This window comes from Nocardiopsis xinjiangensis YIM 90004, from assembly GCF_000341145.1.
Taxonomy (GTDB): domain Bacteria; phylum Actinomycetota; class Actinomycetes; order Streptosporangiales; family Streptosporangiaceae; genus Nocardiopsis; species Nocardiopsis xinjiangensis.
Genome location: NZ_ANBE01000003.1, coordinates 150822 through 164332, shown reverse-complemented (window position 1 = coordinate 164332; position 13511 = coordinate 150822). Strand labels below are relative to the sequence as shown.

13 protein-coding genes are annotated in these 13511 nt (G+C 68.6%); 6 read left to right on the top strand and 7 right to left on the bottom strand.

Annotated elements, in window-relative coordinates; all coding sequences use genetic code 11:
- Positions 1 to 480: 480 nt before the first annotated feature.
- From D473_RS0101210 to D473_RS0101200, 3 genes are all read left to right on the top strand, one after another.
- Positions 481 to 1959, top strand: coding sequence for a sodium/glutamate symporter (locus tag D473_RS0101210; RefSeq protein ID WP_017607271.1), 1479 nt, complete (start codon positions 481 to 483; stop codon positions 1957 to 1959).
- A 374-nt stretch (positions 1960 to 2333) separates the two neighbouring features.
- Entirely contained in the window at positions 2334 to 3392 is a 1059-nt protein-coding gene (locus D473_RS27570; protein ID WP_051042914.1) for a hypothetical protein, read from the top strand.
- Positions 3393 to 3397: 5 nt separating this feature from the next.
- A complete protein-coding gene (locus tag D473_RS0101200; RefSeq protein WP_241474673.1) occupies positions 3398 to 3673 on the top strand; it encodes a hypothetical protein in 276 nt (91 codons plus the stop codon).
- Positions 3674 to 3778: 105 nt separating this feature from the next.
- Here D473_RS0101200 and mnhG read toward each other — a convergent pair whose 3' ends face one another.
- The 6 genes from mnhG to D473_RS0101170 are packed head-to-tail and all read right to left on the bottom strand — an operon-like array spanning position 3779 to position 10589.
- Positions 3779 to 4210 carry a monovalent cation/H(+) antiporter subunit G gene (gene mnhG, locus D473_RS0101195; RefSeq protein WP_017607269.1) on the bottom strand — a complete coding sequence of 144 codons (432 nt, stop codon included), beginning with the start codon at positions 4208 to 4210 and terminating at the stop codon, positions 3779 to 3781.
- A complete protein-coding gene (locus tag D473_RS0101190; protein WP_017607268.1) occupies positions 4207 to 4545 on the bottom strand; it encodes a monovalent cation/H+ antiporter complex subunit F in 339 nt (112 codons plus the stop codon). Before D473_RS0101190 ends, mnhG begins: the two co-directional genes overlap by 4 nt.
- Positions 4542 to 5150, bottom strand: a complete 609-nt coding sequence (locus D473_RS0101185) for a Na+/H+ antiporter subunit E (RefSeq protein ID WP_017607267.1) — start codon at positions 5148 to 5150, stop codon at positions 4542 to 4544. The genes D473_RS0101190 and D473_RS0101185 overlap by 4 nt, the downstream gene beginning before the upstream one ends.
- Positions 5147 to 6805 (bottom strand): Na+/H+ antiporter subunit D, encoded by a 1659-nt coding sequence (locus tag D473_RS0101180; protein WP_193373236.1) that lies wholly within the window; start codon positions 6803 to 6805, stop codon positions 5147 to 5149. Before D473_RS0101180 ends, D473_RS0101185 begins: the two co-directional genes overlap by 4 nt.
- A 2-nt stretch (positions 6806 to 6807) precedes the next feature.
- Complete coding sequence (locus tag D473_RS0101175; protein WP_017607265.1) at positions 6808 to 7638, bottom strand: Na(+)/H(+) antiporter subunit C; 831 nt, start codon at positions 7636 to 7638, stop codon at positions 6808 to 6810.
- The gene (locus D473_RS0101170) at positions 7635 to 10589 is read right to left on the bottom strand and encodes a Na+/H+ antiporter subunit A (protein ID WP_026126489.1); all 2955 of its coding nucleotides are present in this window, start codon (positions 10587 to 10589) and stop codon (positions 7635 to 7637) included. The genes D473_RS0101175 and D473_RS0101170 overlap by 4 nt, the downstream gene beginning before the upstream one ends.
- 245 nt (positions 10590 to 10834) lie before the next feature.
- Between D473_RS0101170 and D473_RS0101165 the strand changes: the two genes are divergently transcribed.
- The 3 genes from D473_RS0101165 (at position 10835) to D473_RS0101155 (ending at position 12829) form a co-directional block, all read left to right on the top strand.
- The gene (locus tag D473_RS0101165; RefSeq protein WP_017607263.1) at positions 10835 to 11311 is read left to right on the top strand and encodes a MarR family transcriptional regulator; all 477 of its coding nucleotides are present in this window, start codon (positions 10835 to 10837) and stop codon (positions 11309 to 11311) included.
- 241 nt (positions 11312 to 11552) lie between these two features.
- Complete coding sequence (locus tag D473_RS0101160; RefSeq protein ID WP_017607262.1) at positions 11553 to 12215, top strand: ClpP family protease; 663 nt, start codon at positions 11553 to 11555, stop codon at positions 12213 to 12215.
- The gene (locus tag D473_RS0101155) at positions 12212 to 12829 is read left to right on the top strand and encodes an ATP-dependent Clp protease proteolytic subunit (protein ID WP_017607261.1); all 618 of its coding nucleotides are present in this window, start codon (positions 12212 to 12214) and stop codon (positions 12827 to 12829) included. The genes D473_RS0101160 and D473_RS0101155 overlap by 4 nt, the downstream gene beginning before the upstream one ends.
- A gap of 182 nt (positions 12830 to 13011) precedes the next feature.
- Here D473_RS0101155 and D473_RS0101150 read toward each other — a convergent pair whose 3' ends face one another.
- Positions 13012 to 13401 (bottom strand): helix-turn-helix domain-containing protein, encoded by a 390-nt coding sequence (locus tag D473_RS0101150; protein WP_017607260.1) that lies wholly within the window; start codon positions 13399 to 13401, stop codon positions 13012 to 13014.
- Between the last annotated feature and the right edge of the window lie 110 nt (positions 13402 to 13511).

The following is a 13511-nucleotide window of genomic DNA, read 5'->3' as shown; positions in this document are numbered from 1 at the left end:
CCGGGTGAGGGGGCCGCTCGTATTGCGGTGCGATCACGGTCCGGTGGCGCCGCGACATCGGTGTGCCGCGGGGAGGGTGATGGTCGTCGCTCATCGCGGAAGGCCCTGCGCGCGACAGCCGCGCCGAATTCCCGTTTGGGGTCAAAAGCGGGTATCTTCGCAGGTCAGGGTAGAGATCTTTGTCACTTTGGCGGCTGGGTGACCCGTGGGTAACCTTCCAGGGGCTGCGGTGCGGCTTATCCGGATCTCACCTGGTCCTGGAGCTTTTCTCCGACATGTGGGGAGCACGTATGGCCGTGTATAGGATTTCCCAAGCGATCGCGTCACGTGGATCACTCCAGTGAGCGAGCTACCTCCCAGCCACCGCCCCTGCGGCATCCGTGAGCCCGACGCGTTCTGAGCCGACGCGCCCCGGGCGGGTGTTCAGGGGCTGAATGTTGCCCTGAACCACCCGCTACGGGACCGCATTGAGAGGTAGAAATGTCGGCTGAAACCGTCGGTCTCGCACTCCTCCTGTTGGGAGGTCTGCTGCTGCTCTCCAAACTCGTCCGAGTGAAGTGGAAGCTCTCGCAGAAGCTCTACCTGCCGAGCGCAATCATTGGTGGCGGCATCGCGCTGCTTCTCGGCCCCGACGTCCTCGGATGGTTCGCGGGTCTGCTCGCAGACCGGGGCATCGCCGAGGGCTTCGCCGAGCGCGTCCAGGAGGGCGGCCTCTTCGGTGAGGACATCATGTCGGTCTGGTCGACCCTGCCCGGCCTGCTGATCTCCGTGGTCTTCGCGAGCCTCTTCCTCGGCAAGCGCCTGCCCAAGCTCAAGGAGACCGTCGACCTGGCCGGACCCAACCTGGCCTTCGGCGTGACGGTGGCCAGCGGCCAGTACGTCATCGGCCTGCTCCTGGCCATCTTCATCCTCGCTCCGGTCTTCGGCGTACCCCTCTTCTCCGGCACCCTCATCGAGATCGGGTTCCTCGGCGGCCACGGCACCGCCGCGGGCCTGGGCAACACCTTCGAGCAGGTCGGCTGGGCCGAGGGCCAGGACCTCGCCCTGGGCATGGCCACGGTCGGTCTTCTCTCCGGTGTCGTCATCGGCATCATCCTCATCAACTGGGGTGCCCGCACCAAGAAGACCCAGGTGATCGACGCCGAGAAGAAGGGCACGGACAGGGAACAGGCCGGCCTCATCGAGCGTGAGAACCGCACCGCCGGCTCGACCATGACGGTCCACCCCTCGTCCATGGACCCGCTCACCCTGCACTTCGGCCTCATCGCGGTCGCCATCATCATCGGCCAGCTCATCCTGTCCGGCCTCCAGTGGGTCGAACAGGCCCTGTGGGCGGAGACCATCGAGGTCATGGCGTACGTGCCGCTGTTCCCGCTCGCCATGATCGGCGGCATCATCGTCCAGATCGTCATCGACCGGTTCGACAAGAACCACATCGTGGACGAGCGCTCCATCGAGCGCATCCAGGGCCTGTCGCTGGACGTGCTCATCATCGCCGCCATGGCCACACTGTCGCTGCAGGCCATCGCTGACAACATCGGTGTCTTCGCGATCCTGGCGATCTCCGGCATCCTCTGGTGCCTGTTCGCGTTCCTGTTCCTGGCCCCGCGCATGATGCCGAACTACTGGTTCGAGCGCGGCATCGGTGAGTTCGGCCAGTCCATGGGCGTGACGGCCACCGGTATGGTCCTCATGCGCGTCGTCGACCCCGAGGTCAAGACACCCGCCTACCCCGCGTTCGGGTACAAGCAGCTCGTCTTCGAGCCGTTCTTCGGTGGTGGCCTGGTCACCGCCGCCGCCATCCCGCTGGTCGTCAGCCCGCTCGTCGGGGCCTGGGGCTTCCTGGCGCTCATGGCGGCCACCATGGTCGCGGCCCTCTTCTTCGGCCTCGTCGTGCTCCGGCGGCGCCACAGGAAGATGGACGCCGCAGCCGCGGCGAAGGAGAGCGCCTCCGTCTGAGGGTCCCACAGGGCNGGCCGCCCTTGCCCGTCCGGCCGACATGTGGGCCACCGGCTCGGGGCCGCCGACCCTCCCCCGCGCGGCACGACACCGAGGCACCGACCGGGCGCCGGTTCCCCATCCGGTCCCGGTCGACGCCGGCCGAAGAGGTCGACGGCATCCGAGAGGGGTGGCCGGGAAAGCGGCAGGACGCTCGCAGCGCGTCAACCGCTTGACAGGGATTTCCTGACAGGACGAACATTGAAATGCCAGGTCAGGAGCCCCGGGGTCGGGCTCTCGCAGAAGAGCGCGGCGCGGGGCCCGGTCGCCTTCCGAGCCTGCACGGGCGGTGTACCGGTCGGCTCTCCGACGCGCACGGCGCGGAGAGGGGAGACATGGGTGAGCCAGACAAGACAGAGCACCACACGTCCTGGCTGACGGAGGAGTCGGTGGACCCGGCGGACCGTACCGCGGACGGGACACACGACTCCGAGGCCGGGGCCGCCGAGGGCCGACCACGAAAGGACGGAGAGGAACCCGACGTCCTCCTGGACGTGCCCCACCTGAACGTGGACGAGATCGACCTGGAGGTGGACAAGCTCCGGGCGCGGGTCGCACTCCAGGCCAGGGTCCTGGACCTCCTCCAACTCGACGTGGGAGCCGACGTGGACCTCGCCGGGGTCCGGCTCGGCATCAAGGGGGTCCAGGCCCAAGCCCTCCTGAAGGTCCGGCTCGACAACGTGGAGTCGATCATCGAGCGGGTCCTGCAGACCATCGACGAGAACCCGCAGATCGTCGAGGCGGCGGCCCGTAAGGTCGCCGAGACGGCCGGAGGGGTGGCCGACAGCCTCGGCCGGACGGCCGTAGGGGCCACCGAGGGGGTGGGCAAGGCGGCCGAAGGCGTCGGAAGGACGGCCGAGAGCGTCGGAGGCGCGGCCGAAGGTGTCGGAAGAACGGCCGAGGGGGCCGTGGGCACCGCGAGCGAGGCGGCACGGGACGCCGCCGGCGGCGCCGAGCTCCCCGGGACGAGAACCGCGGAGGAGCAGACGGAGGGCGCCGACACCACCTCGGGGGAGCCGGAGGCCGGCCAGGAGGGAACGGCCTCCGGGCTGTCCGGGGAGGCCGCCGGTCCCGGGCGGTCCGACGGCGCTCCCGACACCGGGCAGGACGGCGGTGAGCGTTCCGAAGCCGAGCGTGAGACCGATGGGACCGATCCCGAGGCCGCCATCGAGCGTCCCGAGGACAGGACCGCGGACGAGCGTCTCGAGGACGACTCCGGCCACGAGCAGCCCGACGCCGGGAGCTGGGACCGGACCTGGGCCGAGGCCGAACAGGTGCTCTCCGCGGTCGGCCAGAGGTTGCTCAAAGGACTGGGCGCGGGGGCCAAGCAGGTCGGCCGGGAGGTCGGCGGAGCGGCCTCACGGGTGGTCCGCGCAGCGCGTGAAGGGGGATGAGGCCGGTGTCTCGGGAGGAGGATCCGAGTGACAGGCCCGACGTGGAGATCAGCGCCCGGGCGAGCGCGGACGAGGTGACCTTCCACCGGGTACCGGACGTGCGGACGACCTTCGGCGGCGATGGAGAGTCCACCGTGGAGGGCGGCCGCGAGAACCTGCCGCACGGGGTCGATCCCGGAACCACCCACCGCCGGATACGCGCCCGCTACCGCGCCGTGAGCCGAGCGGAGCCCCGGCAGGGCCCACCGGAGCGGGAACACGGCACCCGTCCTGACCGCTGAACGGCGAGACGGGGCCCAAGGCAGCGTCTCGGGCCCCGGGCCCACACATGAAAGAGGGGCCGGCACCGGCGCCGACCCCTCCCGCGGTTCCTGTGCCTGCGCACCTCACTCGGTGCGTTCGGCCCTCTCCTGCTCCCGTTCCTCCTGGCGTTCGGCCTCCTCCTGAGCCCGCTCCTTCTCCGCGATCCGGTCGGCCAGTGCGTCCTCGACCAACAGGTCATGCTGGATACGCCCCGACCGGTACCCCACACGCGCCGCGATGTGCCCGGCCACGGGGATCGTCACGATCTGGAACAGGCCCACCAGTGCCAGGGTCCCGACGTTGAACACATTGGTCTCGACGGGGATCAACCGGATCGCGAGCCCCACCAGCACCAGCAGCAGTCCCAGAACCTGCGGCTTGGCCGCCGTGTGCATCCGCGACAGAAGGTCGGGGAAACGGACCAGGCCGATGCCGGCCACGAGCGTCAACAGCGCCCCCGCCAGGAGGCACAGAACGGCGATCCAGTCGAGTGCCTGCACGAACGTGTCGCTCATGATCCTCCCTTGTCCGGAGTGTTCTGTTGCGAACCCGTGCCGGTCTCATCGGTCGTTCCCTGGGGAGGGACGTACTCCTCGGGACGCCGGGCGACGAACTTCGAGATACTGACGGACGAGGTGAAACCGACCAGCGCCAGCACCAGCAGCGTCGGCATGAGCGTCGGATCCTGATGGAAGGCCGCGTAGGCGCTCAGGCCGGTCATGGCCGAGGCGATCAGCACATCCACCGAAAGTGCCCGGTCCAGGATGCTGGGGCCCAGGAACAGCCGGGCGGTGCTCAGCAACGCGGCGAGAGCAAGGGCCACCGCGATCACGGTCCAGAGGGCGGTCACACGCGCTCCTCTCCGGAAGCCAGGGCTTCCTCCAGCTCGGCGATGTCGGCCCGGGTGCCCAGACCGCGCACCAGGCGCTCTTCAAGAGCACGCACGTCCTTCTCGGCGTTGCGCACCTTCTCCTCGGTGTCCGCGCCGAGCACGTGCACGAACAGCTCACGCTCGGCCTGGCCCACCTCGACGATGACACTGCCCGGGATCACCGTCGTGACGATGGCGGTGCACACCAGCATCAGGTCGGAGCCCGTGCGCTGTTTCACCGAGATCACGGAACTGTGCACCGTACCCGGGGTGAAGATCTGCGCGGTCACCTGGAAACTCGCCACGAACATCTTCCAGGTGATGTAGACGATCATCCACACCCCTTGGACCGGCCAGAACCGGAACCCGGGTTTGATCGGTGGCAGCGGGAACACCAGCATGATCGCCACCGACGCCAGGAATCCCAGAAGCAGCAGCCCCAGCGACTCCGGTCGCAGCTGGAAGGCGTCGAAGAGCAGCATCCACACCAGCGTCATGCCGAGCGCGACGGAGATCTGGATCTTACCGAGTCGGCGCCGCAGACCCATGGCACGGATGCTCTTCGGCGGGGACGGTTCGATCATCGCGTACCTCCGAGGACCGCGTCGATGTAGGACGTCTGGCCCATCAGCTCCACGGCGGCGTCGGACGCATAGCCGATGAGCGGGCCGGCGAAGACCGTCAGCGCCAGGCTGAATGCGACCAGCGCCATGGTGGCGCCGACCATGCTCTTGGGCAGTACCACCGAGGTGACCACCGGCGCGGACACGTCGGTGTCGCCGATGCGGGAGGAGGGGCCCACGGCCTCGTCCGACGGACCCAGTGCCGCCGTCGACGAGGAGTCGGCCTCGGTGTCCTCCAACACGGTGCCGGGCTCGGCGACCATGCCCTCGGAGGGTGTGCGCCAGAACGCGGAGTTCCACACCCGCGCGATGACGTACAGGGTCAGCAGGCTCGTCAGGACCGACGCACCCACCAGCGTGTAGGCCAGCGGTGTCCCGGCGTCGATACCGGCCTGCATCAGACCGATCTTGCCGAGGAAGCCCGACAGCGGCGGGATCCCGCCCAGGTTCATCGCCGGGACGAAGAACAGGAGGGCCAGGATCGGTGCGATGCGCACCAGACCCCCGAGCTGGTCCAGCGACGTGGACCCGCCCCTGCGCTCGATCAGACCCGTGATGAGGAACAACGTGGTCTGCACGGTGATGTGGTGCGCGATGTAGAAGACCGCGCCGGCCATCCCCAGCTCACTGCCGAGCCCCACACCGAAGATCATGTAGCCGATATGGCTGACCAGGGTGAACGACAACAATCGTTTGATGTCGTTCTGCGCGACCGCGCCCAGGATGCCCATGATCATCGTCGCCAGCGCCACCCACATCAGCAGGGTGTTGATCTGTGTACCGGGGAACATGAGCGTCTCGACGCGGATGATCGAGTACACACCGACCTTGGTCAGCAGGCCGGCGAACACCGCGGTGACCGGCACCGGGGCGGTCGGATAGGAGTCCGGCAGCCAGGCCGCGAGCGGGAACACCGCCGCCTTGATGGCGAACGCGATGACCAGGACGACCTCCAGCACCAGCCAGAGTTCGTTGTTGATCTCGGGCATGCGCTCGCCCAGCTGTGCCATGTTCACGGTCCCGGTCGCGGCGAAGATCAGCGCGATCGCCATCAGGAACAGCACCGACGACACCAGCGACACCACCACGTAGATGGCGCCCGCGCGCATCCGCGCCTGGGTCCCGCCCAGGGTCAGCAGCACGTAGCTGGCGGTCAACAGGATCTCGAAGCCCACGTACAGGTTGAACAGGTCACCCGCGAGGAAGGCGTTGGAGACACCCGCGACCAGGATCAGGTAGGTCGGCTGGTACACCGACAACGGCGCCACCTCGGCCTTGGGGGCCATGCCCTGGCCGATCGAGTAGATCAGCACCGCCAGGGTGATCGCGGCCGACACCGTCACCATCAGGGCGGCGAGCCGGTCGGCGACCAACGTGATGCCGATGGGCGCCTCCCACCCACCGAGCTGCACGGCCTGCGGGCCGAGTTCGTGTGCGCCGAACATCAGCAGCAGACCGACGACCAGCACGGCGGCGAGCGTGCCCACGCTCAGCCAGTGCTGGAGCCTGGGCCAGCGATTACCGAGCGCGAACTTCACACCCGCCGCGAACAGCGGCAGGATCACCGGCAGCGGAACGAGTAGATGGAGAACGTCGGCGAAGAAGGACTCTCCCATGGTCACTCGCCCCTTTGCAGATCGCTGTCCTCGGCACGAGCGAGGCGTTCACGCTCGGCACGCATCGACCGGCTCGCCTCGCGCCGCTGGGCATGGATCCTGCGGCGCAGTTCGCGCCACAGTTCACGCTCGGCGGCACGGTCGGCCCTGCGGTGCTCCCGCAGGCGCCGGCGCCCCAGTCGGATACGGCCGCGCAATTCGTTGACCTGGGCGGTCATGGTCTCCGAACGTTCACTGAGACGACGCATGGTCTCCTGCGAGCGTTCGTCGGCCTCACCGTCCTCGGCCTCGACCTCGTGGCGTGCCAGTTCGGCCTGGGCCGCCGCGATCTCCGCCTTGATGCGGGCCTGCTCGGCCAGCTCCTGGGCGTCGGCGGCCGCGATGGTGGCCTGGAGTTCGGCCCGCTGGCGGCGGATGTCGGCCCGCAGGCGGCGGCGCTCCTGCTGGAAGCGGCGCCGCACCGCGCGCCGGCCCTCGCCGTACGCGATCCGCAGGTCCTCGGCGTCGTCCTGGACCTCGTCGTTGCCCTCGAGCTGCCAGTTCCGGTAGGCCATCGCCAACAGGAACGCGGTCAGGCCCAGGGTGATGACGATCGCGGTCAGGATCATCGCCTGAGGCAGGGGATCGGTCATCCGGGTCTCGTCACCGAACCAGAGGACGGGGGGACCGCCCTTCTGGCCGCCGGCGGCCAGAAGCATCAGGTTGACCCCGTTGCTCATCACCACGAAGCCGAGGAGGACGCGGGTGAGGCTGCGCTCGAGGAGCAGCACCACACCCACGGCGACCAGGACGCCGATGACGATGACGAGGGTCAGACTCGGTGAATCGCTCACGGGGTGACCTCCTCGACTCGCTTGGTGGCCTCGGCCCGCGACTCTTCGTCGGCCTCGGAGGCGTCCCTCTCGATCTGCTCGTCGATGCGGGCGCCCAGGCTCCTGAGGATGTCCAGGATCAGGCCGATCACCAGCAGGTAGACACCGATGTCGAAGAGCATGGACACGGTCAGGTGGGCCTCACCCAGAATCCAGAAGTCCACGTATCCGTGGGCGCCGGCGAGGACGGCGTCGCCGAAGAACGCACCGGCGAGCCCGGTACCGGTGGCCACGGCCAGACCCGTACCGATGAGCGAGCCGGGTTGGACCCACGCGGTGGAGTACAGCTCGTAGCGTCCCCCGGCCAGGTAGCGCACGATGAAGGCCAGGCCTGCCACGATGCCGCCGGCGAAACCGCCGCCGACGGCCGTGTGGCCGGTCAGGAGCAGGTACAACGAGATCACCATGATCACCGGGAAGAGGAACCGTGAGATCACCTCGAAGATGATCGAGCGGCGCTCGGTGGGCTGGGTGCCCGCGCCCGGCAGCCACGTGCGGTTCCACTGCGGCCTGACGTGCATGGATGTCGGAGCGAACGCGATCCTGCCCAGGCTCGCCTCGGCGTGCCCGTGGGGCTCCTTCGGCGGGTAGGTGACGGACAGAGCCATCGCCTGGCCGGGGAGCTTCCGGGACTGGGGACGGCGGCGCAGGAACATCAGGCTGGCCACGCCGGCAGCGGCGGCGGCCAGTACCGAGATCTCGCCCATGGTGTCCCAGGCACGGACATCGAGCAGCAGCACCGAGATGATGTTCTCGCCCCCGGCGTCGCGTGCGGCGTCCGGGTACAGGGAGGCGATCGACCCCTCCTGACGGCCGGCCAGCGCGTAGTAGGTCATGAACGAGGCGACCAGGCCGGTGGCGGCACCGATGGCCAGGTTCCACACACGGCGGCCGCGCAGGGCGGGCGCCGAGAAGTTCGTGGGCAGGCGCCGCAACACCAGCACGAACACGACCAGGCTGACGGTCTCCACCAGGAACTGGGTGAGCGCGATGTCGGGTGCGGCCTGCAGGTAGAACAGGGCGGCGCAGCCGTAACCGCTGATGCCGATCAGGATCACCGAGTACAGGCGGCGTCGCACGAAGACCGCGGCCAGGGCGGTCACGAGCATGATGACGGCCGGGATGACCTGGACCGGGGTGTCCCACAGGCGCATTTCCGGTGTGGGCAGTTCCCAGATGCGGCCGGTGATGATCGGCCAGGTAGCGCCGATGATCAGCACGACCAGGATCGTCCCGAGGTAGACCGGCAGTGAACCGCGCTGGGTGGCGCCGGTGGCCTGCAGGGCGAGTTTGTCCAGCCCGGTGAGCATACGGCGGTAGTTGCGGTCGGCGTCGACCACGGCCATGGCGCGGTTGACGCGTTCCACCCCGTCCCGGAACCGGAACAGGAGCGCACCGCCGACGAGACAGACCGCCGACAGCAGCAGCGGCAGCTCCCACCCGTGCCAGAGCGCCAGGTGTGCCTCGTGTCCGCCGGGGCCGAGGGGCTCGACGGTGTCGGCGTAGAGGGCGAACAGCGGTTCCAACCGGGAGGAGAACAGGCCGCCGAGGAGGCTGAGCGCGGCCAGGACCGCGGCCGGGGCCAGGAAGAGCGGTCCGGGCGCGTGCACGTGGGTGTCGGGCACGTCCTCCTTGGTGGAGAAGGCCCCCCACAGGAACCGCAGGCTGTAGGCCACGGTGAAGACGGAACCCACGACCAGCCCGGTCAGGACGACGGTGTCGAGGAGCCCGCCGCCGACGTAGGCGCCGAAAGCCAGCTCCTTGGCGGCGAAGCCGAGGGTGGGTGGCAGACCGGACATGGATGCGGCCGCCACGACCGAGATCCAGAACGTGCCCGGCATGGAGCCGCGCAGCCCGGAGAGCTTGCGGATGTCCCGGGTCCCGGTGCTGTGGTCGATGATGCCGACCGCGAGGAACAACGGCGCCTTGAAGAGGGTGTGCGCCAACAGCATGGAGATGCCGGCGAGTGCGGCGTACTGGTTCCCGGTGCCGAGCAGGGTGATGAGGAAGCCGAGCTGGCTGATGGTGCCCGAGGCCAGGACGAGCTTCAAGTCGGTCTGGCGCAGGGCCTTCCAACCGGCCAGCACCATGGTCAGGGCCCCGAAGAACACTGCCATCGTCTGCCACACGGCCACGTCCCCGAACGCGGGGGTGAGGCGGGCGACCAGGTAGACACCCGCTTTGACCATCGCCGCGGCGTGCAGGTAACCGGAGACCGGTGTGGGAGCGCGCATGGCGGCGGGCAGCCACAGGCTGAACGGGAACAGCGCCGACTTCGACATCGCGCCGATCATGATCAGCACGAGCGCTGCGTTGATGAGCGGCCCCTCGGGTGGGGCCTGGACGATCTCGGCGATCACGTAGGTCCCGGCGGTCTCGCCGAGCATGACCATGCCGACGAGCATCGCCAGGCCGCCGAGTGTGGTGACGGTCAGCGCCGTCATGGCGGCGCGGCGGCTCTCCTTCAGCTCGGTGTTGTGTCCCACGAGCAGGTAGGAGAAGACCGTGGTCAGCTCCCAGTACACGAAGAGCTGGATGAGGTCGTCGGCCAGGACGAGCCCGAGCATCGCGCCGGCGAACGCCACGAACACTCCGGCGAACCGGCCCAGCCCGGGCTCGGATTCGCTGAAGTAACGGGCGCAGTAGATGAGGATGAGCGTGCCCACCCCGGCCGCGATGAGGGTCATCAGCAGGCCGAGGGCGTCCATGTGCAGGCCCAGGCGGAGAGAGAACTCCGGGGCCCACGCGTGGGAGGAGGACAGCGCATCGCCGCCGAGGATGGTGGGGAGCTGGAAGAAGGCCCAGACCGTGGAGAGGCCGGGGACCACGGCGAGCGCGAGGAAGGCGTTACGGCCCCACCTGCGTATCAGTAAGGGAGCCACCGCCGCAGCGATGAAATGCGCGATTAGCACTGTTGTCAATGCGCCCCTCCCGGACCGGTCCGGGCCCACCCGAGTTCCGGGCGGACGTCCACTGCCCCTACAGCAGTCCGTTACGCCCACAGCTGGGGAGGTGGACGGGCTGTTACTGCGGCTTGTGGGACGTGTGTCTTCCTGAACTTGCGTGCATAAGCTATTTGATAGCTACACTATACAAGCGTCAAACCGCCGCGCGGACCCGGGGGTCCGCCGGACCTTCAGCTTGCGAGGACCGTTCCGTGCCCGATGAAGCCCACGAATACAGTGCGGAGCTGCACAATCGGGAACTCGAGGAGTTCCAACGTGCGTGGACCGAACTGATCAACGCAGCCATACACGCGCAGACGCGTAGCGGCCACAGCCACCGCGGGGGTGAAGAGCTCACACTCACTCAGGCCCTGCTCATGGAGGCGGTCCGGGGGATGGATGCTCCCAACGTGGGCGCCGTGGCCCAAGTGGTGGGGGTCTCGTCCCCGTCCGCCACGCGCATGATCCAACAACTCGAGCGCCGCGGACTGCTGGCGCGCCGCAGGTCGGAGCGCGACGAACGCAGCACCGTGGTGACCGTCACAGAAGAGGGGGAACGGGTCCTCGCCTTCACGCGCGAGCGCATGGAGGGTAAACAGCACAAAATCTTCGAAGCGATCAGACCGGCCATGCGCCCGATGGTCATCACGCTCCTCCATGATCTGCGCGAGGCGCTGGACGAGACCTGAGCGGCCGAGCCCTCGGTTCGGCGCTCTTGTTTTACCTCTATTGACAACTGCATCAGCTGCCCTTTTCTTCCCACGTCCGGTTCCCGGCTCTGGGCCAGCCTGATCCGGGGCCAGGGGCCGGTATTGCGGATCTGCCTTGGGCAGATCTGCCCAAGGCCGAAACCGTGGCTTCTGCCTCCCTGCTCACCACAGGCTGGAGAGGAACCGGCCCGGTCGTCGCGGCCGGCGGAAGGAGAGGACCATGACCACCATGTCGGCCCCGGTGGCCTCGGCCGAGGGGACGGACGGACCTTTCGACGATCAGCTCGCGACGCGGCTCATGCGCAGTCGCATCGTGTTCCTGGGAACACAGGTCGACGAGACCAGCGCCAACCGTGTCTGCGCACAGTTGATGCTGCTCGCCGACGAGGACCCGCACAAGGACATCACCCTGGCGATCAACAGCCCCGGCGGGGTGATCACCGCGGGCATGGCCATCCACGACACGATGAACTTCGTGCCCAACGACGTCTCGACCGTCGTCATGGGTGTGGCCGCCAGCATGGGGCAGTTCCTGTCCTGCACCGGCACGCACGGCAAACGGTTCGCACTGCCCAACGCACGCGTCATGATGCACCAGCCCTCGGGCGGCATCAGCGGGACCGCCGCCGACATCGCCATCCAGGCCGAGAACCTGGCCCACACCAAACAGGCCATGGTGCGTCTGATCGCCCGGCACACAGGACAGACCGAGGAGCGTGTCGCCGCCGACCAGCAGCGCGACGCCTGGTTCACCGCCGAGGAGGCCCGCGACTACGGGTTCGTGGACGAGGTCGTGACCGGCGTCGGCGAGCTCGGCGGGGTCGGACCGCGCCTGGGCCTGCACGCGCCCGGGTTCAGCACCGGACGAGGAGGGACGCGATGAGCGGCCGTTACACGATCCCGACGGTCGTGGAGAGCACCCCGAAGGGGGAGCGTTCCTACGACGTCTTCAGCCGGCTGTTGTCGGAGCGCATCATCTTCCTGGGAACACCCATCGACGACGACGTCTCCAACGTGGTCATGGCGCAGCTGCTGCACCTGGACCACGAGAGCAGCGACACCGACATCCAGCTCTACATCAACTCGCCCGGAGGCTCGAACACCGCGTTGACCGCCATCTACGACACCATGCGGTTCGTACGTGCCGACGTCTCGACCGTCTGCATGGGCCAGGCCGCTTCCGCTGCTGCGGTGCTGCTCGCGGCCGGGGCCCCCGGCAAACGGATGGCTCTGGAGCACGCCAGGGTGATGCTGCACCAGCCTTCGACGGAGGGCCAGGGCGTGGCCGCCGACCTGGAGATCCAGGCCGAGGAGGTGTTGCGCATCCGTTCGCAGGTCGAGGGGATCCTGGCGCGGCACACGGGCCGGACACTCGAACGCCTGCGGGCCGACACCGACCGGGACCGGTACTTCACCGCCGAGGAAGCGAAGGACTACGGACTGATCGACGGGATCGTCACGGTCCGGGAGGAGACCCCGGTGCCGGAGGCGGCCTGACCCGAGGAGCACGACGGCACTGTGCGGCCCGGCCGACCGGCCGGGCCGCACCCGATTTCCGGAACGTGTTCCGTGGGTTGTGGATTGGTGCCCGGGGCACGTGCCGTCTTCCGGGGCCGTGTGGACCTCGGAAGACGGATAGAGGCGGTCGGAGGGGCGGCCGACGGACGGGGCTCGACGGGTCAGGCGGCGAGCGTGAGTACTCTGGCCTGCTGGGTCGGCGCGGGCGTCTGCGGCATCGGCGCGACCTGGTAGCTGCCTGGGCGCATGATCTGCACCGGGGCCGAAAGCCGGTACAGCTCGGCGAACACGTCCGTCAGCGACAACCCCAGAGAACGGTAGATCGCCGCGAGGAGTTCGGAGGAAGCCTCCTTGCGGCCGCGTTCGATCTCCGAGAGGTAGGGCAGCGACACCTGGGCGTCCTCGGCGACCTCACGCAAGGTGCGTCCCTGGTCGTTGCGGGTACGGCGCAGGAGTTCACCGATGAGGTCGCGCATGAGCGGGTCATCGGGCTGCTCGGTGCACGGGCCGCGACGGGCCTCGTCCAGATCGCGCAGAACGCTGTCGGACATCGGTTCCTCCCGGTGGCGGCGCGGACGTCGTTCTTCGAGCCTATGCCTCAGGACGGGTCGGCGGCAGGGGGAGCGGCCCTGCTTCTGCCGACGGCAGAAGCCCTGGGGTC

What these genes read in the sequence shown, in the direction of transcription:
- D473_RS0101160 (WP_017607262.1), top strand. Translation starts at nt 11,553, where the DNA reads ATGACCACCATGTCGGCCCCGGTGGCCTCGGCCGAGGGGACGGACGGA.
- D473_RS0101185 (WP_017607267.1), bottom strand. Translation starts at nt 5,150, where the DNA reads ATGATCGAACCGTCCCCGCCGAAGAGCATCCGTGCCATGGGTCTGCGG.
- D473_RS27570 (WP_051042914.1), top strand. Translation starts at nt 2,334, where the DNA reads ATGGGTGAGCCAGACAAGACAGAGCACCACACGTCCTGGCTGACGGAG.
- D473_RS0101180 (WP_193373236.1), bottom strand. Translation starts at nt 6,805, where the DNA reads ATGGGAGAGTCCTTCTTCGCCGACGTTCTCCATCTACTCGTTCCGCTG.
- mnhG (WP_017607269.1), bottom strand. Translation starts at nt 4,210, where the DNA reads ATGAGCGACACGTTCGTGCAGGCACTCGACTGGATCGCCGTTCTGTGC.
- D473_RS0101155 (WP_017607261.1), top strand. Translation starts at nt 12,212, where the DNA reads ATGAGCGGCCGTTACACGATCCCGACGGTCGTGGAGAGCACCCCGAAG.
- D473_RS0101210 (WP_017607271.1), top strand. Translation starts at nt 481, where the DNA reads ATGTCGGCTGAAACCGTCGGTCTCGCACTCCTCCTGTTGGGAGGTCTG.
- D473_RS0101150 (WP_017607260.1), bottom strand. Translation starts at nt 13,401, where the DNA reads ATGTCCGACAGCGTTCTGCGCGATCTGGACGAGGCCCGTCGCGGCCCG.